Source organism: Pseudomonas sp. R38(2017) (genome assembly GCF_002112395.1).
GTDB lineage: Bacteria > Pseudomonadota > Gammaproteobacteria > Pseudomonadales > Pseudomonadaceae > Aquipseudomonas.
The window spans coordinates 108,184-130,232 of record NZ_NEHN01000013.1 but is presented as its reverse complement, the minus strand read 5'-3'; the positions used below and the strand labels follow the sequence as shown (position 1 = coordinate 130,232).

Sequence of the window (22,049 nt, the reverse complement as noted above, 5' to 3'; positions counted from 1 at the left end):
GTAAAGCTTTAGAAGTTGCCTTGAACCCACTTCTTCAATCGGTCCAGCAACGGCGCCTGCGGCTCATCATTGCTGTAGCTGTCGCGGCTGCCGATGCCCGAGAACGAGATCCCGTCGGACTGCTTCTGCAGGCCGTACATCAACAAGCCCACGCCAGTGGAATAAATCGGATTGCGCACCACGTCATCCAGGCCCTTCACGCCGTGTGGCACACCGAGGCGTACCGGCATGTGGAAGATTTCCTCGGCCAGTTCGGTGGCACCTTCCATCTTCGACGTACCGCCGGTCAGCACGATGCCGGCCGGGATCAGGTCTTCGTAGCCGCTGCGACGCAGCTCAGCCTGGATCAGGGTGAACAGTTCGTCGTAACGCGGCTCGACCACTTCGGCCAGGGCCTGACGGGACAGTTCGCGCGGCGGACGATCGCCGACGCTCGGCACTTTGATGGTCTCGCCGGCACCGGCCAGTTTGGCCAGGGCGCAGGCGTAACGGATCTTGATTTCTTCGGCGTACTGGGTCGGAGTGCGCAACGCCATGGCGATGTCGTTGGTCACCTGGTCGCCCGCGATCGGGATCACCGCCGTGTGGCGGATGGCGCCTTCGGTGAAGATCGCGATGTCGGTGGTGCCGCCGCCGATGTCGACCAGGCAAACGCCCAGCTCTTTTTCGTCGTCGGTCAGGACCGAGTAGGCCGAGGCCAGTTGTTCAAGAATGATGTCGTCGATTTCCAGACCGCAGCGACGCACGCATTTTTCAATGTTCTGTGCAGCGTTGACGGCGCAGGTGACCACGTGAACCTTGGCTTCCAGACGCACGCCGGACATGCCCAGCGGCTCGCGCACGCCTTCCTGGTTATCGATCACGTAATCCTGCGGCAGGGTGTGCAACACACGCTGGTCGGCCGGGATCGCCACGGCCTGGGCGGCGTCGAGTACGCGCTCCAGGTCAGCGGAGCTGACTTCGCGGTCGCGGATCGCGACGATGCCGTGGGAGTTCAGGCTGCGGATGTGATTGCCCGCCACGCCGACGAATGCCGAGTGAATGCGGCAGCCCGCCATCAACTGGGCTTCCTCGATCGCGCGCTGGATCGACTGCACGGTGGACTCGATGTTGACCACCACGCCTTTTTTCAGGCCGCGGGACGGATGGGTGCCGATCCCGACGATATCGAGCGTGCCGTCGTCCGCAACCTCGCCGACCAGCGCCACCACCTTGGAGGTGCCGATATCGAGACCGACGATCATTTTGCCGCTTTGCACGTTTGCCATGGGTCCTGCCTCTTCTTAATTCTTTGCGACAGCGGGTTGGGCTGTCGTCGGCGCTACTGGTTCCCGCCAGCCAACAGCGAGGCCGTTGGCGTAGCGCAGATCGATGCGCGCAATGTTCGTAATCTGGTCTTTAAGCGTCTTGTCGTAGATGGCAATGAAGCGGCGCATCCTTTCCACCAGGTTGCCGCGTCCCAGCAGCAGTTCGATCCCGGGACCGGAACTGCCGGCACCGGTGGTCAGGAACCAGCTGCCACGTTCACGCAGCTCGAGCCGCGCAATCGAGAAGCCCAATGGCCGGAGCATCTGGCTCAGTACCTGGTATTGCTGCATCACTTGCTGCTGGGCCCGCTGCGGGCCGAACAGCTGCGGCAGGTGTTCGTAGTTCGCCAGTTCCTTGGGCGTGAACGCCTGGCCCTGGTTGTTGAGCAACGACTCGTCGCCCCAGCGGGCCACCGGCAGTTGCTCTTCGAGGCGGATCACCACCTGATCCGGCCACACCCGACGTACTTCGGCGTGGGCGATCCACGGCATCTGCTCAAGCTCGGTGCGCATGCTCGCCAGGTCGATGGTGAAGAAGCTCGACGCCACGTACGGGGCGATCCGCTGCTGCACCGCCTGCTGGCTGATGTAACTCAGGTCGCCCTGCACGGCGATCTTGGTGATCGGCCGGTCGGCGTACGGCAACAAACGCTGCGCGCCTTCGTAAGTACCGAACCCCAGGGCCACCAGCAGCACCGGCCAGAACAGACTTTTCAAGAAGCCGAAGTTGGCTTTCGGCAGGCGCGCGGACATCGGCTCTTTGGCCACCATTCGGCTGGCACCCCGCGGCACCGGCTTGCGGCCGGGTGCGGGTGGCTGATGTCTGAGATGTGCGCCTTGCATGGTCTTAACCTCGCGCCTCTTTCTTGCCATCGGCATCGACACTGGCGGCCAGAATGGCCAGGACCAGTTGCTGGAAATCCAGACCGGCCGCTTTCGCCGCCATCGGTACCAGGCTGTGATCGGTCATGCCGGGAGCGGTGTTGACTTCCAGGAACCAGAATTTGCCGTCGGCGTCCTGCATCACGTCCGCCCGGCCCCAACCGGCGATACCCAGCGCCTCGCAGGCTTGCGCCGTGAGGTCCATGAGTTCCTTTTCCTTGGCGGCATCGAGCCCGCACGGAATGCGATACTGGGTATCGTTGGCGATGTACTTGGCGTCGTAGTCGTAGAACGTGTGTGGCGTGCCCAGCGCGATAGGAGGCAACACCTGGTCACGCAGGGTGGCGATGGTGAACTCGGGACCGTGGATCCATTGCTCGACCAACACTTGCGAATCGTAGGTACTGGCCGCTTTCCATGCGTCGATCAACTCGGACGCAGAACTCACTTTGGCCATCCCGATACTTGAACCTTCATGCGCCGGTTTGACGATCAAAGGGAAGCCCAGTTCCGTCGCTGCCGAAATACAATCGGCCTCGCTGCGCAGCACGGCGTGACGCGGCGTCGGAATCCCCAACGTGTGCCAGACCTGCTTGGTGCGCAGTTTGTCCATCGCCAGCGCCGAAGCCAGGATGCCGCTGCCGGTGTATGGAATGCCGGCCACTTCAAGCAGGCCTTGCATGCTGCCGTCTTCACCGCCACGACCGTGGAGGATGATGAACGCGCGGTCGATTTTTTCGCTCAGCAAGCGCTGCAGAATGTCTGCGCCGACGTCGATCCCGAACGCGTCCACACCGGCGCTTTGCAGCGCAGTGAGCACAGCGTTGCCGGACTTCAGCGAGACTTCACGCTCGGCACTCAAGCCACCGAACAGCACGGCAACGCGGCCGAAGTCTTTCGGGGCAATGGTGGAGAACAGATTGGCGTAGGCAGCAGTCATTTCAACTTCCCCTCGACCGGCGCCGCCACGGCACCGGCGAACAACTCGCTTTTCAACAGTTTCGGTGCGAGGCCGCCGATGTCACCGGCGCCCTGGCACAGCAGAATGTCGCCGGCACGCAGCAGCGGCTTGACCAGCGGCGCCAGATCGACACCGCGCTCGATGTAGATCGGGTCCAGCTGACCGCGCTGACGGATGCTGTTGCACAGCTTGCGGCTGTCGGCCCCCGGGATCGGCTCTTCGCCGGCCGGATAGACTTCCATCAGCAGCAGCACGTTGGCGTCGGCCAGTACATTGACGAAATCGTCGTACAGGTCACGGGTGCGGCTGTAGCGGTGCGGCTGGTAGACCATCACCAGACGGCGCTCTGGCCAGCCACCGCGCACAGCCTTGATCACCGCCGCGACTTCGGTCGGGTGGTGGCCGTAGTCGTCGACCAGCATCACGTTGCCGCCGTCCACCGGCAGTTCGCCGTAGACCTGGAAGCGTCGGCCGACACCCTGGAACCCGGACAGGCCCTGGACGATGGCTTCATCGCTGACGCCTTCGTCGGTAGCGATGCAGATGGTCGCGAGGGAATTGAGCACGTTGTGGTTGCCCGGCATGTTCACGGACACATCCAGCGGCTCGCGATCAGGGCGCAGCACAGTGAAGAAGGTCTGCATGCCCTGCTGGCGCACATTAATGGCGCGCACGTCAGCGTCTTCGCTGAAGCCGTAGGTCACGGTCGGACGCTTCACCTGCGGCAGGATTTCACGCACCACCGGATCGTCCAGGCACATCACCGCCAAACCGTAGAACGGCAGGTTGTGCAGGAACTCGACGAAGGTTTTCTTCAGTTTGTTGAAGTCACCGTCGTAGGTCGCCATGTGGTCTGCGTCGATGTTGGTGACCACGGCCACCAGCGGTTGCAGGTGCAGGAAGCTGGCGTCGCTCTCGTCGGCCTCGGCGATCAGGTAGCGGCTGGTACCGAGCTGGGCATTGGTGCCCGCGGCGTTCAGGCGACCACCGATGACGAACGTCGGGTCCAGGCCACCGGCGGCGAACACCGAAGCGATCAGGCTGGTGGTGGTGGTTTTGCCATGGGTACCGGCGACGGCGATGCCGTGGCGGTAGCGCATCAGCTCGGCGAGCATCTCGGCACGCGGCACCACCGGAATACGGCGTTCCAGCGCGGTCGCGACTTCCGGGTTGGAAGTGTTCACGGCACTCGATACCACCAGCACGTCGGCGGCTGCGGCGTTCTCGGCACGGTGGCCGATGAAGATCTGCGCACCGAACGATTCCAGGCGCTCGGTGACCGGCGAAGCCTTGAGGTCGGAGCCGGACACGGCGTAACCCAGGTTCAGCAGCACTTCAGCGATACCGCACATGCCCACGCCGCCGATCCCGACGAAGTGGATGCGACGGATGCGGCGCATCTCCGGTTGCGGCATGGCTTTCTGATTCTCAACCATGGGCCACCTCCAGACAGGTATCGACCACGCTGCGGGTGGCTTCGGGTTTTGCCAGACGGCGGGCCGCTCGGGCCATTTCTTCGAGTCGTTGCGGTTGCATCAAGACCTCTGTCAGGCGCGCGGCAAGGTCCGCGGCACCAGTCGTTCTTTGCGGCATCAGGAAGGCAGCGCCTTCGCGGGCCAGATAATCGGCGTTGCGGGTCTGGTGATCGTCGATCGCGTGGGGCAAAGGCACCAGCATCGACGGCAGACCGGCGGCGGCCAGCTCGCTGACGGTCAATGCGCCTGCACGGCACACCACGATGTCAGCCCAGCCATAGGCCTGAGCCATGTCCTTGATGAAAGGCTGCACCTGCGCGTCCACGCCGGCGGCGCGGTAGCGCTCTGCAGTCACTTCATCGTGATTTTTGCCGGCCTGATGAAACACTTCCGGACGCAAATCGGCAGCGACTTGCGACAGGGCTTCAGGCAGCAACTTGTTCAACGGTTCTGCGCCCAGGCTTCCGCCCAGGATCAGCAAACGCGCCTTGCGTCCGGCCAGTGCCGCACGCGGTGTTTCGAGGAACAGCTCGCTGCGCACCGGGTTGCCGGTGGTACGGCGGCTGTCCGACAGGGTAAAGGTGTCGGGGAACGCTTCACACACCCGGGCGGCGAACGGCACCAGCAACCGATTGGCGGTGCCGGCCACGGCGTTCTGTTCGTGAACGATCACCGGCACACCGGCCAGTTTGGCGGCGATGCCGCCGGGGCCGGTCACATAACCACCAAAACCGACCACGCACACCGGACGCAGGCGGCGAATGATCGCCCGCGCCTGCCACACCGACTTCAGCAACATGAACGGCGCCTTGAGCAGCGACAGCTTGCCCTTGCCGCGCAGGCCGGTGGCGTTGATGCGATGCAATTCGAGGCCGGCAGCCGGCACCAGGTCGTTCTCGATCCCCCGTGGCGTGCCGAGCCAGTGCACGGTGTAGCCGCGCGCCTGGAATTCACGGGCACAGGACAGTGCCGGGAACACGTGGCCGCCGGTACCACCGGCCATGATCAATACGTTAGCGCCCATGGCTCGGCTCCTCGGCGAAGTCGCTCTCATGGAATTCCATCTCTTCACTGCCCAGGTGGGTCCGGCTCTCCCACTCGATCCTCAGCAACAGGCCAAGGCAGGCGCAGCAGATCACCAGGGAACTGCCGCCATAGCTGAGGAACGGCAAGGTCAGGCCCTTGGTCGGCAACAGGCCGACGTTCACGCCGATGTTGATCAGGAACTGACCGATCCACAGGAACGACAGGCCGTAGGCAACATAAGCGGCAAAAAACTGTTTGGCTTTCTCGGCCCACAGACCGATGTACATGCCGCGAATACACACGAACACGAACAGCGCCACGGTGCACAGCGAGCCGACAGCGCCCAGCTCTTCGGCCAGTACCGAGAACACGAAGTCGGTGTGGGCTTCCGGCAGGTAGAACTGCTTCTGCACGCTGTTGCCCAGACCGACACCCAGCCACTCGCCGCGACCGAAGGCGATCAAGGCCTGGGACAATTGATAGCCTGCGCCGAACTGGTCGGCCCACGGGTCGGCGAAGTTGGTCAGACGCGCCATCCGGTACGGTTGCATCTGGATCAGCAACACCACCGCCGCCACCGCCAGCACCACCATCAGCGAGAACCGGAACAGTCCGACCCCGCCCAGAAACAGCATCGCCGCCGCAGCGCCCATCATTACGACGGTGGCACCGAAGTCCGGCTCCATCAGCAACAGACCCGCCATCGGCAGCAGCACGATGAATGGCTTGAAGAAGCCCATCCAGCTTTCGCGCACTTCCTTCTGACGACGCACCAGATAACCGGCGAGGTAAATCACCACGAACACCTTGGCGATCTCGGACGGCTGAACGTTGAAGAAGCTGAAACCGATCCAGCGCATCGAACCGTTCACCTCACGGCCGATCCCCGGGACGATCACCATCACCAGCAGGCCGAACGCGCCGATCAGCATCATCCAGCCCAGGCGTTGCCAGGTGGCGATCGGAATCATCATGGTGACGATGCACGCGCCCAGGCCCAGCACCACGTAGATCAGGTGACGGGTCATATAGTAGAGAGCGCTGCCCGACTGCACTGCACCCACCTCGGTGGATGCCGAAGCAATCATGATCAGGCCCAGGCCGAGCAGCGCCAGGCAACCGGCGAGCATCGGGAAATCGAGGTCGATCCCGCGCCCGGTGATGATCGGCGACGGATACGGCTTGATGATGTTTCGCAGGCTCATGCCAGATCCTCCACGGCGCGGACGAACTGGTGACCACGGTCTTCGTAATTCTTGAACATGTCGAAACTGGCGCAGGCCGGCGACAGCAGCACCACATCACCCGGTTGGGCAGCGGTGCGGCATTTTTCGACAGCGTCGATCAGTGTGGTGGCACGGATCAGCGGCACCGCATCGCCGATGGCCTCGCCGATCCTGTCGGAATCGCGGCCCATCAGGATCACGGCACGGCAATGGGCCGCTGCCGGATCACGCAGATCCTTGAACTCCGCACCCTTGCCGTCGCCGCCGGCGATCAGCACGACCTTGCCGCTGATGTCCGCGCCCAGGCCCTCGATGGCAGCCAGCGCGGCACCAACGTTGGTGGCTTTGGAATCGTTGTAGTAGCCAACGCCGTCCAGGTCTCGCACCCACTGGCAGCGATGCTCGAGGCCGGCGAAGTTGCGCAGGGCCGCGAGCATGGCGTCGAACGGCAGACCGACCGCATGACCGAGCGCCAGCGCCGCCAGGGCGTTGGACTGGTTGTGGGCACCGCGAATCTTCAGTTCACGCACCGGCATCAGGTTCTGGAATTCGAAGGCCAGGTATTTCTCGCCATTCTCTTCGCGCAGACCGAACGCCTTGAAATCGGGCGTGGTCAGGCCGAAGGTCCAGCATGGCTGGCCCTCGCCCATCAGCGGCCGGGTCAACGCATCCTGCCGGTTCACCACGAACTGCCTGGCGCCACGGAAGATCCGGTGCTTGGCCAGGTGATAGGCCGGCAGACCGCTGTAGCGATCCATGTGGTCTTCACTGATGTTGAGCACGGTCGCCACTTCGGCGTTGAGCTGATCGGTGGTTTCCAGCTGGAAGCTCGACAGCTCCATCACGTACAGCTCGACGTCATCGCTGAGCAGATCCAGCGCCGGCGTACCGAGGTTACCGCCCACGGCCACGCGTTTGCCGGCCGCAGCCGCCATCTCGCCGACCAGGGTGGTGACAGTGCTTTTCGCGTTGGAACCGCTGATGGCCACAATCGGCGCCTTCGCGTTACGCGCGAACAGCTCGATGTCGCCGGACAACTTCACGCCACGGGCCGCGGCGGCTTGCAGGGCCGGGGTCGCCAGCGCCAGGCCGGGGCTCACGTAGAGCTCGTCGGCACGGCACAGGAACTCGACGTCCAGCTCGCCACAACGCACTTCCACGTGCGGATAGTCACGCTGGAGCGTGGCCAGTTCCGGTGGATTTTCCCGCGTGTCGGCCACGGCAAACGCCACGCCCCGGTTCGCCAGGAAGCGAACCAGGGACATGCCGCTCTTGCCGAGGCCGACAACGATGCGGAAGTGGTCAGAAGCGATCAGAGACACTCGTTCTACCTCAGCTTCAGGGTGGCAAGGCCGATCAGCACGAGAATCACGGTGATGATCCAGAAACGGACGATCACGCGCGGCTCGGGCCAGCCTTTGAGTTCAAAGTGGTGGTGTATCGGCGCCATGCGGAACACACGGCGACCGGTCAGCTTAAAGGAAGCAACCTGAATGACGACTGACAGGGTTTCCATCACGAACACGCCGCCCATGATGAACAGGACGATTTCCTGACGGACGATCACCGCGATGGTGCCCAGGGCTGCGCCCAGCGCCAGTGCGCCGACGTCACCCATGAAGACTTGTGCCGGGTAGGTGTTGAACCACAGGAAGCCCAGACCGGCGCCGATCAGCGCGCCGCAGAACACGATCAACTCGCCCGCGCCCGGTACGTACGGGATCAACAGGTATTCAGCGAATTTCACGTTACCCGACAGGTAGCAGAAGATGCCCAGGCCACCGCCGACCATCACCGTCGGCATGATCGCCAGACCGTCGAGGCCGTCGGTCAGGTTGACCGCGTTGCTCGAGCCGACGATCACGAAGTAGGTCAGCACGATGAAACCGGCGCCCAGCGGAATGCTGTAGTCCTTGAGCATCGGCAGGATCAGGGTGGTTTCCACCGGAGTGGCGGCAGTCATATAAAGGAAGATCGCCGCGCCGAGGCCGAACACCGACTGCCAGAAATATTTCCAGCGGCTTGGCAGGCCGCGGGAGTTCTTCTCGATCACCTTGCGGTAGTCGTCAACCCAGCCGATGGCGCCGAACAGCAGGGTCACCAGCAACACGACCCACACGTAACGGTTGCTCAGGTCAGCCCACAACAGGGTGCTGACGCCGATCGAAGACAGAATCAGTGCGCCGCCCATGGTCGGCGTACCGGATTTTGACAGGTGCGATTGCGGACCATCGTTACGAACCGATTGGCCGATCTGACGGTTCTGCAGGGTGCGGATCATCCACGGGCCGTAGCACAGCGACAGGACCAGCGCGGTCAGCACACCGAGGATCCCGCGCAGGGTCAGGTACTGGAAGACCGCGAAGCCTTTGTAGAACTGTTGCAGATACTCCGCTAGCAGCAGCAGCATTAATGTTTCTCCAGACTGGACCCGCACAGGGCCGCAACGATGTTTTCCATCGCCGCGCTGCGCGAACCCTTGATCAAAATAGTGGTGTTTTTGTCCTGCTCGGCACCGAGGGCCTGGATCAGTTCGGCCTGTGTGCCGAAGTGATGCGCCTCTTGGCCGAATGCGTTCACGGCGTGGACCATGTTCGGCCCGACGGCGTAAAGCGCGGAAACCTTGCCCCGGGCGTATTCGCCCACGTCGCGGTGCCCCTGCTCCGCCCAGTCGCCCAACTCGCCGATATCCCCGAGCACCAGGACGGTGCGGCCGGAAAAGCCGGCGAGTATATCAACGGCCGCGCACATCGAGGTGGGGTTCGCGTTGTAAGTGTCATCGATCACGCGCATGCCGTTTTTCGCCAGTTGCGCGACGGTGCGACCCTTGACCGGCTGTACTGCGCCAAGCCCGGTGGCGATGCCGAACAGCGACACGCCCAAGGCGTGAGCGGCAGCAGCGGCGGCCAAGGCATTGGCAACGTTATGGGTGCCGAGCAGGTTCAACTGAACCCGTTCCACACCTTCAGGACTGTGCAGGTTGAACGCCGGGCAGCCACGGGCATCGGTGGCCAGATCACTGGCGTGGAAATCCGCCTGCGAGTTGCTCAGGGCAAAGGTCAGCACCTTGCGACCGGCAGCGCGGGTCTTCCAGATACCGAACGCCTTGTCATCGAGATTCAGCACGGCAATGCCATCAGCCGCCAGCCCTTCGATGATTTCACCCTTGGCTTCGACGATTTTCTCCGGCCCGCCAAACTCGCCGACATGGGCGGTCCCGGCGTTGTTGAGGATCGCCACGTGTGGCTTGGTCAGCCCTACGGTGTAGGCGATTTCACCCAGACGCGAGGCGCCCAGCTCAATCACCGCCGCGCTGTGTTCCGGGGCGAGTTCGAGCAGGGTCAGCGGTACGCCGAGGTCGTTGTTCAGGTTGCCACGGGTCGCGTGTACCGAACCGCGCGTGCGCAGGATGCTCGCGAGCATTTCCTTGACTGTGGTCTTGCCGCTGGAGCCGGTAACAGCGGCGACCGGTCTGGTGAACGCGGCACGGTTCAGTGCACCCAGTTGACCGAGGGCCTGGCGGGTGTCCTTGACCAACAATTGCGGCAGCGTGCTGTCGGCGACTTCGCGCTCGACCAATGCAGCAACGGCGCCTTTTGCGGCGACTTCATTCAGATAGTCATGACCGTCGAAACGCGGGCCGGTCAGGGCGATAAACAGTTGGCCGGCCCTGATGGCGCGGCTGTCGATGCTCACGCCGTCGAAGCTGGCGTCCGCGCTGATCAGCCGCGCGTCGAGTGCGTTGGTCAGTTCGCTGAGTTTCAGGGCCTTAAGCATGGGCCACCTCCCACGCGGTCAGGGCATGATCGGCCTCGACCAGATCAGAGAATGCGTGGCGCTCGCCGTTGATTTCCTGATAGTCCTCGTGACCTTTGCCGGCCAGAACGATCACGTCATCCGCCGAAGCGCTGGCGATCAGTTGTGCGATGGCCTGGCCGCGACCGGCCACGAATGTGACGTTATCCACAGCCGTGAAGCCGGCGCGGATGTCATCGAAAATGACGGCTGGATCTTCAGTACGCGGATTGTCATCGGTCACCAGCACGCGATCGGCCAGACGCTCGACCACTTCGGCCATTAGCGGTCGCTTGCCGCGATCGCGATCACCGCCGCAGCCGAACAGGCACAGCAGTTGACCTTTGACGTGCGGGCGCAAAGCGGTCAGAACTTTTTCCAGCGCATCCGGGGTGTGGGCGTAATCGACCACCACCAGCGGCTGGGTGCCACCGCCGAGACGCTGCATGCGTCCGGCCGGCCCTTCGAGTTTTGGCAGCACCTTGAGGATTTCGTCGAGGGCGTAGTCCAGGCCGAGCAAGGCGCCGACCGCAGCCAGGACGTTGCTCAGGTTAAAACGGCCCAGCAACGTGCTGCGCAGATGATGTTCGCCCTGCGGCGTCACCAGCGTGGCACGCACGCCATGGTCGTCGAACTGCGCTTCACGGACATACAGATAGGCGCTGCTGTCGAGCAGGCTATAGGTGATCAGACGCGACTCACGTTTTTCAGCGGCCAGTTGCCGGCCGAAATCGTCATCCAGATTGACCACGCGGCACTTCAAGTCATTCCAGGCAAACAGCTTGGCCTTCGCTTCTGCATAGGCCTCCATGGTGCCGTGGTAATCGAGATGATCGCGAGACAGGTTGGTCATCACCGCGACGTCGAACGCCAGTGCAGTGACCCGGCCCTGATCCAGACCATGGGACGAAACTTCCATGGCCACGGCTTTGGCGCCAGCTTTTTTCAGGTCGCCCAGGGTCGCTTGCATGGCGATCGGGTTCGGCGTGGTGTGCAGGCCACTTTGCAGCGAGCCGTAGAAACCGGAACCCAGGGTGCCGACGATGCCGCAATGCTGACCGAGCAGGTCCAGCGCCTGTGCGACCAATTGGGTCACGCTGGTCTTGCCGTTGGTACCGGTCACGCCCACCAGGTTCAGGTGATGACTCGGCTCACCGTAAAAACGACCGGCGATATCCGACAGCTGCGCCGCCAAGCCTTTGACCGGAATCAGCGGCACATCAGTGATCGGCAGCACGGTGGCGCCTTCCACTTCATAAGCGACCGCTGCGGCGCCACGAGCCAGTGCATCGGCAATGTGGGCACGACCATCGAACTTGCCACCCGGCACTGCGAGGAACAGGTCGCCCGCGCGCACGTTGCGGCTGTCGAGTGCCAGTTCACGGATCAACAGATCGTGGCCGGCGTGGGGGAATATCTTGTTCAGACTAAGAGACATCAGCCGCGCCCTCCATTGGCTTTCAGCGGAACAGCCGGGGTGGCATTGGCTTGCTGGGTATTCGGCAGGTTGTCCGGGGTGATGTTCATCAGGCGCAGAGTGCCGGACATCACACGGCTGAACACCGGTGCCGAAACCAGACCACCGAAATAACCGGCCTTGGTCGGTTCATCGATCACCACGACGATGGCATAACGCGGATCGCTCATCGGACCGAAACCGGCGAACAACGAGCGATAGGAGTTTTCGGCATAGCCCTTGGTGCCCACCGAGGTCTTGCGCGCCGTACCCGACTTGCCAGCCACGTGATAGGCCGGAACCTGTGCACGGAATACCCCGCGCGGAGCTTCAATCACTTGTTGCAACATGCCCTGCATGGTTTTCGCCACGGCTTCCGGCAGCACCTGGGTGGTCTGCGGCGCCTTGTCGGTTTTGATCAGGGTCAGCGGTGCGAGACGACCGTTGTTGGCCAGTGCCGAGAACGCGTGCACCAGCTGGATCGCGGTCACCGAAACACCGTAGCCGTAGGACAGCGTTGCAGTTTCAGCCTTGCGCCACTCGCGGTAATTCGGCAGGTTGCCGACACGCTCGCCCGGGAAGCCGAGGCCGGTGTCCTGGCCGAGGCCGACTTTCTGCGCGAGGCGGAAAATGGTTTCACCGCCGATATCGAACGCGACCTTGCTCATGCCGACGTTACTGGAATTGATCAGAATCCCGGTCAGGTCGAGCACCGGACCTTCGGTCTTCGATACGTCCTTGATGGTGTACTTGCCGATCTGCAGGGAGCCCGGATACACCTCGACGGTGTCGCTCGGTTTCCAGCGCCCAGTCTCGATCGCGGCGCTCATCGAGATCGCTTTCATGGTCGAACCCGGTTCGAACACGTCGATCATCGCGCGGTTACGCATCATCGCCGGTTGCAGGTTGCGACGGTTGTTCGGGTTGTAGGTCGGCTGATTGACCATGGCGAGGATCTCGCCAGTCTTCACGTCCATGATCACCAGACTGCCGGCCTTGGCGCCATTCTCGATGATCGCGTTGCGCAGCTCGCGGTTGGCCAGGTATTGCAGACGCAGGTCAATGGACAACGCCAAGGGCTTGCCGGCCTTGGCGTTCTTGGTGACCTGGACATCCTTGATCAGCCGTCCGCGCCGATCCTTGATGACCTGCCGCTTGCCGGGTACGCCGGCCAGCCATTCGTCGTAGGCCAGTTCGACGCCTTCACGACCGTGGTCATCGATGTCGGTGAACCCGACCATGTGCGCGGTGACTTCACCGGCCGGATAGAACCGGCGGAACTCTTCGATGCCGTAGACGCCCGGCACTTTCAGGTCGAGCACGGCCTGGCCCTGCTCGGGGGTCAGCCCGCGCACCAGATAAATGAATTCTTTATTCGCCTGGGCCTCAAGACGCTCGGCCAGGGCTTTCGGATCCTGGCCCAGGGCAGCGGCGAGCGCCGGCCACTTTTCCTTGGCCAGTTGCATTTCCTTGGCGTTGGCCCACAGGGTGGTCACCGGCGTACTCACGGCCAGAGGCTCGCCATTGCGGTCAGTGATCAGACCACGGTGTGCGGGAATCGGAATATGACGAACGCTGCGCGCATCGCCCTGACCTTTGAGGAAGTCACGGTCGATAACCTGGAGGTCGATGATGCGCCAGCAGATCGCCGCCACCATCACGCCGAGCAGACCGACGACCAGACGGAAGCGCCACGGGAAGAGAGCCCCTTCGAGTTTCATCATGGCGCCACCATCTTCACGTCAGCCGCGCCGGGGATGTGCATCTTGAGTTGTTCGGTGGCCAGCACTTCGATCCGGCTGTGGGCGGTCCAGGTGCTTTGCTCGAGAATCAGGCGCCCCCACTCGGCCTGCGCCTTGTCGCGCACGCTGAGCTCGTTGTAAAGGGTATTGAGCAACTGCCGGTTCCAGTGGGCGCTATAGGACACGCCGATGGCCGACACGAGTACGCCGATGAACAGCAGCAGCATGAAAAAGCTGCCGCCGGGCAGTGGCTTGGCGAAAAGCTTGCTCACCGCAGCTTCTCCGCGACGCGCATGACGGCGCTACGGGAACGTGGGTTGGCTTTGAGTTCGGCGTCGGAGGCCGTCTGCGCTTTGCCATGGATCTTGATTTTCGGTTCGAACGCGACGTGGCGAACCGGCAGGTTGCGCGGCAGGTTGTCGGCTTCGCCTTTCACCAGCTTGCGCATGAACAATTTGACGATACGGTCTTCCAGCGAGTGGAAGCTGATCACGACCAGGCGGCCGCCCACTTCCAGGCATTCGAGCGCGGCTTCAAGGCCCGCTTCCAGATCGCCCAGTTCGTTGTTGACGTGAATGCGCAGGCCCTGGAATGCACGGGTGGCCGGGTTCTTGCCCTTTTCCCACGCCGGGTTGGCGACTTTCAGCACTTCGGCCAGATCGGCGGTGCGCTCGAACGGAGTGATGTCGCGGCGCTCGGCCACGGCACGGGCCATGCGGCCGGAGAAACGCTCTTCGCCATATTCCTTGAACACCCGGGCGATTTCTTCTACCGGCGCAGTGTTGACGAACTCCGCCGCACTGATGCCACGGGACGGATCCATGCGCATGTCCAGCGGGCCATCGTTGAGGAAGCTGAAGCCGCGCTCGGCGTCATCGAGCTGCGGCGAGGACACGCCGAGGTCGAGCAGAATGCCGCTGACCTTGCCGGCCAGACCGAGCTCGGCAACCACCGAGCCGAGCTCGGCAAAGCTGCGCTGCACAACGACAAAGCGGCCGTCTTCGGCCGCTAGCGTTTGCCCGGTGGCAATCGCTTGTGGATCTTTGTCGAATCCGATGAGCCGGCCATCCGGGCCGAGCTTGCTGAGGATCAACCGACTGTGCCCGCCGCGCCCGAACGTGCCGTCCAGATAGCAGCCATCAGGACGTACGGCGAGAGCCTCGACGGCTTCGTCAAGCAGTACGGTGATGTGGTTAAAGCCGCTATCAATAGTCACAGGATCAGATCACGCAGTTCGTCAGGCATGGCGCCCGGTTGTTGTATGGCAGCCAGGTCAGCGGCAGAAACCGCGTTCCAGGCATCTTCGTCCCACAGTTGGAACTTGTTCAGTTGGCCGACCAGCATCGCGCGCTTGTCCAGCTTTGCGTATTCGCGCAGGCGCGGCGGCACCAGAAAACGACCACTGCCGTCGAGTTCGAGGTCGACGGCGTTACCAATCAATAAACGTTGCAGACGACGGTTCTCTTCGCGGAGCGAAGGAAGCGCGCGCAATTTGGTTTCAATAATTTCCCACTCATCGAGCGGGTAGACACACAGGCACGGATCAACGGCATCAATGGTCACGATCAACTGGCCGGAACTACGCGAAACGAGCTCGTCACGGTACCGGCTCGGCATGGCGAGACGGCCCTTTGCGTCGAGACTGATAGCGTTAGCTCCGCGAAACACGTCTGCGTTTCTCCAATTTTTATCGTTTTGAGCTCAAAAAACCCACTTCATGCCACTTTCCGCCACTTGCGCACACTATAGGAATGCGCCCACCACACCGTCAAGGCGCGGATCAAAGGAAAACCCTTACAGAACGGAGATTTAGGAGCATAAAAGGAGGAGCAACGAGAATCCGGCGGATGCTTTTATCCAATAACTTGATGCAGCACTGAAAGCTGCGCTCGAAAGTTAAAGTAATTTGTTAAGAGTAAGATTTTTTCGGTATTACAAAAGCGCTTCTGCTGTTGATTGAAGCAAGGTGGGAAATGGCTATTACTGCGGTTGCCGCTGCCGGATTTCCAGAGCAGGCCTGCTGATAATAAACAGCCCTGTCGCCTTTAATTCAAGCAGGGAAAAGAAAAAGGTGGAGAGTCGATCTGTAAGCCGGGTTCTGTCTTGAACAGTCATTCGTCTACGATGGCCATCACTGGACATCTTTAGCAACCTACCCGGTCCCAGCGCGGGCCACGCCTTGGGACCCTATTTGGTCTTGCTCCAAGTGGGGTTTACCTAGCCACGAACTGTTGCCAGACGTGCGGTGCGCTCTTACCGCACCTTTTCACCCTTACCGGCGCCGAAGCGCTTAGGCGGTTATTTTCTGTGGCACTTTCCGTAGGCTCACGCCTCCCAGGCATTACCTGGCACTTCGCCCTATGGAGCCCGGACTTTCCTCCCCCCCCTAATTTTCATAGAGGGCAGCGACTGTCCGATCGACTCTCCGCCGCGCAGGTTAACGGCAGAGCGCCCGAAGAACAAGCGCTAATAGCCCGCAAACCGGTCTGCGCGACGGGTTACGTGCCTTTTTGCTGATCCAGCGCCACCTGATACAGCACGTTTTTGCGCTCACCGGTGATTTGCGCCGCCAGAGCCGCGGCACGCTTGAGCGGCATCTCTTCGAGCAACAGATTGAGGACGCGCATTGCCTCGCTGCTGACAGCGTCTTCGGATTCCGGCGCAGTGTAGCCAGCCACCACCACAACACATTCGCCACGTTGCTGATTGCTGTCTGCCTCAACGAACGCACGCAACTCGGCCAGCGGCAGGCCCTTGAGTGTTTCAAAGGTCTTGGTGATTTCACGGGCGAGCAATGCCGGGCGATCAGCACCGAACACGGCCTCCATATCTTGCAGGCACTCGAGGATACGATGCGGCGCCTCGTAGAAAATCAATGTGCGCGGTTCTTCCTTGATGGCTTCAAGGCGCGCCTTTCGACCAACAGCCTTGGCCGGCAGGAAACCCTCAAAGATGAAACGGTCGGATGGCAGACCGGCCGCCGACAGCGCCGCGATCAATGCACAGGCACCCGGCACCGGCACCACATTGATCCCGGCGGCACGGGCCTGACGCACCAAGTGATAACCCGGATCTGAAATCAGCGGCGTACCGGCATCGGAAATCAGCGCCACATTGTCGCCAGCCAACAGACGAGTGATGAAGCGACTGCCCTCATCACGTTCGTTGTGCTCATGGCAGGCCGCAAGCGGCGTGCTGATACCGAAATGCTGCATCAGTCGCTGTGAGTGGCGCGTGTCTTCGGCGGCAATCAGCGCCACTTCTCGCAGAATCTTCAACGCCCGGGCGCTGATGTCATCCAGGTTGCCGATGGGCGTCGCCACCACATAAAGCGAGCCCGCAGCGGAATTCAAAGCACCTGGAGCAGTCAAAGCGCACACCTCATGATCGGTAAAAGCCGCCATTGTAGCGCGTCGCGCGACCGACGATGCGGTCGCGGCAGACATGGTTTGTCGCACCATTGTGCGGTCGCGCAACATTTACATCAGCTAAATTGACGGTTTCACACCAGTAACATCGCGCCCCGGCCAGCGCTTGGGTACAATTCGACGCTAATTTGATCGAGTATCAGGAACACTTACATGATCGCTTGCCTGCGGCTGTTCACTGCCCTCTGCCTCGCTGCCTTGCTGGCGGCTTGCGCCAGCTCCCCTTCCTCCAGCCTTGGCGAACTTCCACGGACTCCGGATGCCAGCATCGAGCAACTGCTCGAACAGGCTGCCCAGGCCAAATCGCCGGACAAAGCTGCGCTGCTACGCCTGAGTGCGGCGGACATGGCTTATCGCCAGGGCAATGCCGGACAGTCCGCGCAAATCCTGCAACAGGTGCCGATGGAGCAACTCCAGCCGGGTCAGCAGGCATTCGCCAGCACCCTGGCCGCTGAACTGGCCATGACCCGCAACCAGCCGAAAGCCGCGCTGGCAGCCCTGAATCATCCAAGCCTGCAGCGCTTGAGCGAAATGTCGATTCCGTTGCAGGTTCGCGCCGGCACTGTTCACGCCCGCGCCCTTGAAGCCGACGGCCAGACACTGGCTGCCGCTCGTGAGCGCATCTTCATCGCACCGATGCTGGAAGGCGAAGCCGCCAGCAAGAACCATGAAGCGATCTGGACCCTGATTGCGTCACTTCCGACCGATCAACTGCAACCGAATACCACCGATGACCTCGGAGGCTGGATGAGCCTGGCCCTGGCAGTGAAAACCGCCGGCACCCTGGAGCAACAGCAAGCCGCCATCGATGCCTGGCGCTCGCAGCACCCGAAACACCCGGCCGCGATCAACCTGCCACTGCCATTGACCAAACTCAAGGAACTGGCCAGCCAGCCTCTGAGCAAGATCGCCCTGCTGCTGCCACAAGACGGCCAACTGGCCTCGGTCGGCAAAGCACTGCGTGACGGCTTCATGGCTGCGCACTACCAGGCTCAGCAAGCCGGTCAGAAACCACCAGCCATCGTGTTCTACGACAGCTCGCACCTGACCTCCATGGACGAGTTCTACCGCAAGGCCCAGGCCGACGGCGTGCAACTGGTTGTCGGGCCGCTGGAAAAACCACTGGTCAAACAGTTGAGCACCCGCCCGCAACTGCCGATCACCACTCTTGCGCTGAACTACAGCGAAGGCGACCAAGGCCCGGCGCAACTGTTCCAGTTCGGCCTCGCCGCTGAAGACGAAGCCCGCGAAGTGTCCCGCCGCGCTCGTGCCGACGGACTGCACCGCGCCGCGATCATGGTGCCGAAAGGCGAATGGGGCGACCGCGTCCTGCGCGCGTTCAGCCAGGACTGGCAAGCCAATGGCGGCAGCATCGTCGCCACCGAGCGCGTCGATCAGCCTGTGCAACTGGCCCAGCAGATCGCCGACATGTTCCAGCTGCGCCAGAGCGAAGCCCGTGCCAAGAGCCTGCAGAATGCTGCCGGCACCAACGTCGCCGCCCAGCCTTCGCGTCGCCAGGACATCGAGTTCATTTTCCTCGCCGCGACTCCGCAACAGGCCCAGCAGATCAAGCCGACCCTGAACTTCCAGTACGCTGGTGACGTTCCGGTCTACGCGACCTCCCACGTATTCAGCGCCAGCGGCGACGTGAACCAGTACAACGACATGAACGGTGTGCGCTTCTGCGAAACCCCATGGTTGCTGGACGCCAACGATCCGCTGCGCAAACAAGTCACCGCACAGTGGCCACAAGCTGCCGGCAGCCTCGGCCGCCTGTACGCGATGGGGGTTGACGCCTACCGCCTGGCGCCACGCCTTGATCAACTCAAGGCGCTGCCGGACAGCCGCATCGATGGCCTGTCGGGTAGCCTGGGCATGACTCAAACCCAACGTGTCGTGCGTCAACTGCCATGGGCCCAGTTTGTCAGCGGTCAGGTTCAACGCCTGCCGGACACCCCGCGCTGATGCCCGACACGTCACACCTGCAAAGCGGCAAAGATGCCGAGCGCCAGGCGCTCGAGCATCTGCAACACCAGGGGCTGCGCCTGCTGGCGCAGAACTGGTTATGTAAACGCGGCGAGCTTGATCTGGTCATGCTTGATGGCGATACAGTAGTATTCGTCGAAGTACGTTACCGAAAGAACACTCAATGGGGTGGAGCGCTCGACAGTATTGACGGGCGCAAACGGCAGAAACTGATTTTCGCCGCACAGTATTTTCTTCAGCGCGAGTCGCGTTGGGCCAATTCCCCCTGCCGCTTCGACGTGGTGGCCATCGACAGCCACCAGGGTCAGTTGAACTGGTTGCAGAATGCGTTCGACAGTTGATCGCCTGCGCCAACCTGAACATTTTCACTCAACACTTTTGCTCTTTGCTTTGCGGGCTGCACATTCACGTGCCGGACAGCCGCGCTAATTAAGGTCACACAGATGGACATGCAATCCCGAATTCGCCAGCTTTTTCAGGCCAGTATCGACACCAAGCAACAGGCGATGGACGTACTTGCACCGCACATCGAGCAAGCCAGCCAAGTGATGGTCAACGCCTTGCTCAACGAGGGGAAAATGCTCTCGTGCGGTAACGGCGGCTCGGCCGGCGACGCCCAGCACTTTTCTTCGGAGCTGCTCAACCGCTTCGAGCGTGAGCGCCCGAGCCTGCCGGCCATCGCCCTGACCACCGACAGCTCGACCATCACCTCGATCGCCAACGACTACAGCTATAACGAAGTGTTCTCCAAGCAGATCCGCGCACTCGGTCAGCCAGGCGACGTATTGCTGGCGATTTCGACCAGCGGCAACTCGGCGAACATTATTCAAGCGATCCAGGCCGCACATGATCGAGAAATGATTGTCGTAGCATTGACCGGACGCGATGGCGGCGGCATGGCGTCGCTGCTGCTGCCCGAGGACGTCGAGATTCGCGTACCGGCCAATGTCACCGCACGTATTCAGGAAGTCCACTTGCTGGCGATCCATTGCCTTTGTGATCTGATCGACAGCCAACTGTTCGGGAGTGAAGAATGACCCCTAATCGCCTTGGCCTTCTGGCCTTGACCCTGTGCCTCGGCATTACTGGCTGCACCTCCGTGGTGAATGCCAGCCGCGAAGCACCGATCGAAGACGATCGCGGCACCCGCACCTTCGGCAGCAAGATCGACGATTCATTGATCGAGACCAAAGTCGGCGTCAACGTGGCCAAGGCCGATCCGGGCCTGGACAATGACTCGCACATCGTCGTCACCAGCTTCAACGGCATCGTGCTGCTGGCCGGCCAGACCCCGCGCGAAGACCTCAAGGCCAAGGCCGAACAGGCGGCTGCCAACGTGCAACGGGTGAAGAAAGTGCACAACGAACTGCAAGTGATTGCGCCGTCGAGCTTCCTCGCCCGCCAGAACGATTCCTGGCTGACGACCAAGATCAAGACCCAGATGCTCACCGACGCCAGCATCCCCGGGTCGCGCATCAAAGTCGTGACCGAGAACGGCATCGTCTATCTACTCGGCCTGCTGACCAAACAGGAAGCGGCCCAGGCCACCAATCTGGTGCAGGGCGTTTCCGGCGTGCAGAAAATTGTGAAGCTGTTCGAATACATCGACTGATTTGCAACTCGGCAGGCACAAAAAAGGCGATCCGGTTGGATCGCCTTTTTTATTACTTCACCACTTTCAGGCTTGGCCGGCCACTTGGGCGCGGAGGCTCGCTGTCCGGTGGCGGAACATCGTCATCCTGTTCGATCTCGTCTTCGTCATCCATCGGCGACTCCAGATCGAACACCATGCCCTGACCGTTCTCCCGGGCGTAGATACCCAGGATCGCGGCAATTGGCACATACAGGCTGTGCGGAACGCCACCGAAGCGACCCTCGAAGGTCACGACGTCGTTGTCCATGTGCAGATGACGCACTGCACTCGGCGAAATATTCAGGACAATCTGCCCGTCGCTGGCAAAGCCCTGTGGTACCTGCACTGCCGGGTACTCGGAATTGACCAGCATGTGCGGGGTGCAATCGTTATCCACAATCCACTCGTAGAGCGCGCGGACCAGATAAGGTCGACTGGAGTTCATAGCGGCTCCTTAAGCCTTAGCGCATGTCGCGTTCGACACCAGACAGACTCGCCTGGAAAGCCTCACGCGCAAACTGACGCTCCATATAATCAAGCAGCGGCTTGGCCGGCCGCGGCAGTTCTATACCCAGAATCGGCAAACGCCAGAGTATTGGCAATAGGCAGCAATCCACCAGACTTTGTTCCTCACTGAGGAAAAACGGCTTGTCGGCAAACAACGGCGACACGCCCGTCAGGCTTTCGCGCAATTCCTTGCGCGCCACGACACGCGCAGCTTCCTTGGTGCGTGAATCCAGAATCAGATCCACCAGACCACACCAGTCACGCTGGATGCGGTGCATCAACAGACGACTGTTGGCACGCGCCACCGGGTACACAGGCATCAATGGCGGATGCGGGTAACGCTCATCCAGATACTCCATCACCACGGTCGACTCCCACAACGCCAGGTCACGATCGACCAACGTCGGAAGACTGCCGTAAGGGTTTACCTCAATCAGTTTAGGCGGCTGACGACCAGCCTCCACAAAAATGATTTCGGCGCTGACACCCTTCTCTGCAAGCACGATGCGCACTCGGTGGGAATAGTGGTCGGCGGGGTCGGAGTAACAGGCCAACCGATTGGTCACGCCCATGGCGATCCTCCTCGCTTGTTGAAATAGTCGGAGCCGGAAAAACGCGCGCGCCC

General features: G+C 61.8%; 21 protein-coding genes and 1 other RNA gene. 4 read left to right on the top strand and 18 right to left on the bottom strand.

Annotated features, from left to right (window positions below):
- Window positions 1-8 precede the first annotated feature (8 nt).
- The 16 genes from ftsA to rsmI all read right to left on the bottom strand — a co-directional run bounded on the left by ftsA (window position 9) and on the right by rsmI (window position 17,274).
- The gene (gene ftsA / locus CAF87_RS26905) at window positions 9-1,268 is read right to left on the bottom strand and encodes a cell division protein FtsA (RefSeq protein ID WP_065261511.1); all 1,260 of its coding nucleotides are present in this window, start codon (window positions 1,266-1,268) and stop codon (window positions 9-11) included.
- Window positions 1,269-1,283: 15 nt separating this feature from the next.
- A complete protein-coding gene (locus CAF87_RS26900; protein ID WP_085700832.1) occupies window positions 1,284-2,150 on the bottom strand; it encodes a cell division protein FtsQ/DivIB in 867 nt (288 codons plus the stop codon).
- Window positions 2,151-2,154: 4 nt separating this feature from the next.
- Window positions 2,155-3,129, bottom strand: a complete 975-nt coding sequence (locus tag CAF87_RS26895; RefSeq protein WP_007956758.1) for a D-alanine--D-alanine ligase — start codon at window positions 3,127-3,129, stop codon at window positions 2,155-2,157.
- Window positions 3,126-4,586: a UDP-N-acetylmuramate--L-alanine ligase gene (murC, locus tag CAF87_RS26890; protein WP_085733672.1), complete on the bottom strand. Its 1,461-nt coding sequence runs from the start codon at window positions 4,584-4,586 to the stop codon at window positions 3,126-3,128. The genes CAF87_RS26895 and murC overlap by 4 nt, the downstream gene beginning before the upstream one ends.
- Window positions 4,579-5,649, bottom strand: a complete 1,071-nt coding sequence (gene murG, locus CAF87_RS26885; RefSeq protein ID WP_085709352.1) for an undecaprenyldiphospho-muramoylpentapeptide beta-N-acetylglucosaminyltransferase — start codon at window positions 5,647-5,649, stop codon at window positions 4,579-4,581. Before murG ends, murC begins: the two co-directional genes overlap by 8 nt.
- Window positions 5,639-6,856, bottom strand: coding sequence for a putative lipid II flippase FtsW (ftsW, locus tag CAF87_RS26880; RefSeq protein WP_085733671.1), 1,218 nt, complete (start codon window positions 6,854-6,856; stop codon window positions 5,639-5,641). The genes murG and ftsW overlap by 11 nt, the downstream gene beginning before the upstream one ends.
- Entirely contained in the window at window positions 6,853-8,199 is a 1,347-nt protein-coding gene (gene murD / locus CAF87_RS26875) for a UDP-N-acetylmuramoyl-L-alanine--D-glutamate ligase (protein WP_085733670.1), read from the bottom strand. The genes ftsW and murD overlap by 4 nt, the downstream gene beginning before the upstream one ends.
- A 5-nt stretch (window positions 8,200-8,204) precedes the next feature.
- On the bottom strand, window positions 8,205-9,287 hold the full coding sequence (gene mraY / locus CAF87_RS26870) for a phospho-N-acetylmuramoyl-pentapeptide-transferase (RefSeq protein WP_015096766.1): 1,083 nt from the start codon (window positions 9,285-9,287) through the stop codon (window positions 8,205-8,207).
- A complete protein-coding gene (gene murF / locus CAF87_RS26865; protein WP_085733669.1) occupies window positions 9,287-10,654 on the bottom strand; it encodes a UDP-N-acetylmuramoyl-tripeptide--D-alanyl-D-alanine ligase in 1,368 nt (455 codons plus the stop codon). Before murF ends, mraY begins: the two co-directional genes overlap by 1 nt.
- Window positions 10,647-12,110 carry a UDP-N-acetylmuramoyl-L-alanyl-D-glutamate--2,6-diaminopimelate ligase gene (locus tag CAF87_RS26860; protein WP_085733668.1) on the bottom strand — a complete coding sequence of 488 codons (1,464 nt, stop codon included), beginning with the start codon at window positions 12,108-12,110 and terminating at the stop codon, window positions 10,647-10,649. Before CAF87_RS26860 ends, murF begins: the two co-directional genes overlap by 8 nt.
- Window positions 12,110-13,849: a penicillin-binding protein 2 gene (locus CAF87_RS26855; protein ID WP_170929662.1), complete on the bottom strand. Its 1,740-nt coding sequence runs from the start codon at window positions 13,847-13,849 to the stop codon at window positions 12,110-12,112. The genes CAF87_RS26860 and CAF87_RS26855 overlap by 1 nt, the downstream gene beginning before the upstream one ends.
- Complete coding sequence (ftsL, locus tag CAF87_RS26850) at window positions 13,849-14,142, bottom strand: cell division protein FtsL (protein WP_007956777.1); 294 nt, start codon at window positions 14,140-14,142, stop codon at window positions 13,849-13,851. The genes CAF87_RS26855 and ftsL overlap by 1 nt, the downstream gene beginning before the upstream one ends.
- On the bottom strand, window positions 14,139-15,086 hold the full coding sequence (rsmH, locus tag CAF87_RS26845; protein ID WP_085733666.1) for a 16S rRNA (cytosine(1402)-N(4))-methyltransferase RsmH: 948 nt from the start codon (window positions 15,084-15,086) through the stop codon (window positions 14,139-14,141). Before rsmH ends, ftsL begins: the two co-directional genes overlap by 4 nt.
- On the bottom strand, window positions 15,083-15,538 hold the full coding sequence (gene mraZ, locus CAF87_RS26840) for a division/cell wall cluster transcriptional repressor MraZ (protein WP_003205355.1): 456 nt from the start codon (window positions 15,536-15,538) through the stop codon (window positions 15,083-15,085). The genes rsmH and mraZ overlap by 4 nt, the downstream gene beginning before the upstream one ends.
- Before the next feature lie 403 nt (window positions 15,539-15,941).
- Window positions 15,942-16,295: RNase P RNA component class A (rnpB, locus tag CAF87_RS26835), an RNA gene on the bottom strand.
- Window positions 16,296-16,368: 73 nt separating this feature from the next.
- A complete protein-coding gene (gene rsmI / locus CAF87_RS26830; protein ID WP_085733665.1) occupies window positions 16,369-17,274 on the bottom strand; it encodes a 16S rRNA (cytidine(1402)-2'-O)-methyltransferase in 906 nt (301 codons plus the stop codon).
- Window positions 17,275-17,451: 177 nt separating this feature from the next.
- Between rsmI and CAF87_RS26825 the strand changes: the two genes are divergently transcribed.
- The 4 genes from CAF87_RS26825 to CAF87_RS26810 all read left to right on the top strand — a co-directional run bounded on the left by CAF87_RS26825 (window position 17,452) and on the right by CAF87_RS26810 (window position 20,896).
- A complete protein-coding gene (locus CAF87_RS26825) occupies window positions 17,452-19,263 on the top strand; it encodes a penicillin-binding protein activator (RefSeq protein ID WP_085733664.1) in 1,812 nt (603 codons plus the stop codon).
- The gene (locus CAF87_RS26820) at window positions 19,263-19,625 is read left to right on the top strand and encodes a YraN family protein (protein WP_085733663.1); all 363 of its coding nucleotides are present in this window, start codon (window positions 19,263-19,265) and stop codon (window positions 19,623-19,625) included. The genes CAF87_RS26825 and CAF87_RS26820 overlap by 1 nt, the downstream gene beginning before the upstream one ends.
- A 102-nt stretch (window positions 19,626-19,727) precedes the next feature.
- Window positions 19,728-20,321 (top strand): phosphoheptose isomerase, encoded by a 594-nt coding sequence (locus CAF87_RS26815; protein WP_007928463.1) that lies wholly within the window; start codon window positions 19,728-19,730, stop codon window positions 20,319-20,321.
- Window positions 20,318-20,896 (top strand): BON domain-containing protein, encoded by a 579-nt coding sequence (locus tag CAF87_RS26810; protein WP_085709343.1) that lies wholly within the window; start codon window positions 20,318-20,320, stop codon window positions 20,894-20,896. Before CAF87_RS26815 ends, CAF87_RS26810 begins: the two co-directional genes overlap by 4 nt.
- Before the next feature lie 52 nt (window positions 20,897-20,948).
- Here CAF87_RS26810 and CAF87_RS26805 read toward each other — a convergent pair whose 3' ends face one another.
- Window positions 20,949-21,362, bottom strand: coding sequence for a ClpXP protease specificity-enhancing factor (locus tag CAF87_RS26805; RefSeq protein WP_007956787.1), 414 nt, complete (start codon window positions 21,360-21,362; stop codon window positions 20,949-20,951).
- A gap of 16 nt (window positions 21,363-21,378) precedes the next feature.
- Complete coding sequence (locus CAF87_RS26800; protein WP_085709342.1) at window positions 21,379-21,996, bottom strand: glutathione S-transferase N-terminal domain-containing protein; 618 nt, start codon at window positions 21,994-21,996, stop codon at window positions 21,379-21,381.
- Between the last annotated feature and the right edge of the window lie 53 nt (window positions 21,997-22,049).

Bases quoted from the DNA above. Each gene is read 5' to 3' on its own strand.
- CAF87_RS26815 (WP_007928463.1), top strand. From the start codon at position 19,728: ATGGACATGCAATCCCGAATTCGCCAGCTTTTTCAGGCCAGTATCGAC.
- murF (WP_085733669.1), bottom strand. From the start codon at position 10,654: ATGCTTAAGGCCCTGAAACTCAGCGAACTGACCAACGCACTCGACGCG.
- CAF87_RS26810 (WP_085709343.1), top strand. From the start codon at position 20,318: ATGACCCCTAATCGCCTTGGCCTTCTGGCCTTGACCCTGTGCCTCGGC.
- murG (WP_085709352.1), bottom strand. From the start codon at position 5,649: ATGGGCGCTAACGTATTGATCATGGCCGGTGGTACCGGCGGCCACGTG.
- CAF87_RS26855 (WP_170929662.1), bottom strand. From the start codon at position 13,849: ATGAAACTCGAAGGGGCTCTCTTCCCGTGGCGCTTCCGTCTGGTCGTC.
- CAF87_RS26860 (WP_085733668.1), bottom strand. From the start codon at position 12,110: ATGTCTCTTAGTCTGAACAAGATATTCCCCCACGCCGGCCACGATCTG.
- ftsA (WP_065261511.1), bottom strand. From the start codon at position 1,268: ATGGCAAACGTGCAAAGCGGCAAAATGATCGTCGGTCTCGATATCGGC.
- rsmI (WP_085733665.1), bottom strand. From the start codon at position 17,274: ATGGCGGCTTTTACCGATCATGAGGTGTGCGCTTTGACTGCTCCAGGT.
- ftsW (WP_085733671.1), bottom strand. From the start codon at position 6,856: ATGAGCCTGCGAAACATCATCAAGCCGTATCCGTCGCCGATCATCACC.
- CAF87_RS26805 (WP_007956787.1), bottom strand. From the start codon at position 21,362: ATGAACTCCAGTCGACCTTATCTGGTCCGCGCGCTCTACGAGTGGATT.
- CAF87_RS26900 (WP_085700832.1), bottom strand. From the start codon at position 2,150: ATGCAAGGCGCACATCTCAGACATCAGCCACCCGCACCCGGCCGCAAG.
- murC (WP_085733672.1), bottom strand. From the start codon at position 4,586: ATGGTTGAGAATCAGAAAGCCATGCCGCAACCGGAGATGCGCCGCATC.
- CAF87_RS26825 (WP_085733664.1), top strand. From the start codon at position 17,452: ATGATCGCTTGCCTGCGGCTGTTCACTGCCCTCTGCCTCGCTGCCTTG.
- CAF87_RS26820 (WP_085733663.1), top strand. From the start codon at position 19,263: ATGCCCGACACGTCACACCTGCAAAGCGGCAAAGATGCCGAGCGCCAG.
- CAF87_RS26800 (WP_085709342.1), bottom strand. From the start codon at position 21,996: ATGGGCGTGACCAATCGGTTGGCCTGTTACTCCGACCCCGCCGACCAC.
- mraY (WP_015096766.1), bottom strand. From the start codon at position 9,287: ATGCTGCTGCTGCTAGCGGAGTATCTGCAACAGTTCTACAAAGGCTTC.
- CAF87_RS26895 (WP_007956758.1), bottom strand. From the start codon at position 3,129: ATGACTGCTGCCTACGCCAATCTGTTCTCCACCATTGCCCCGAAAGAC.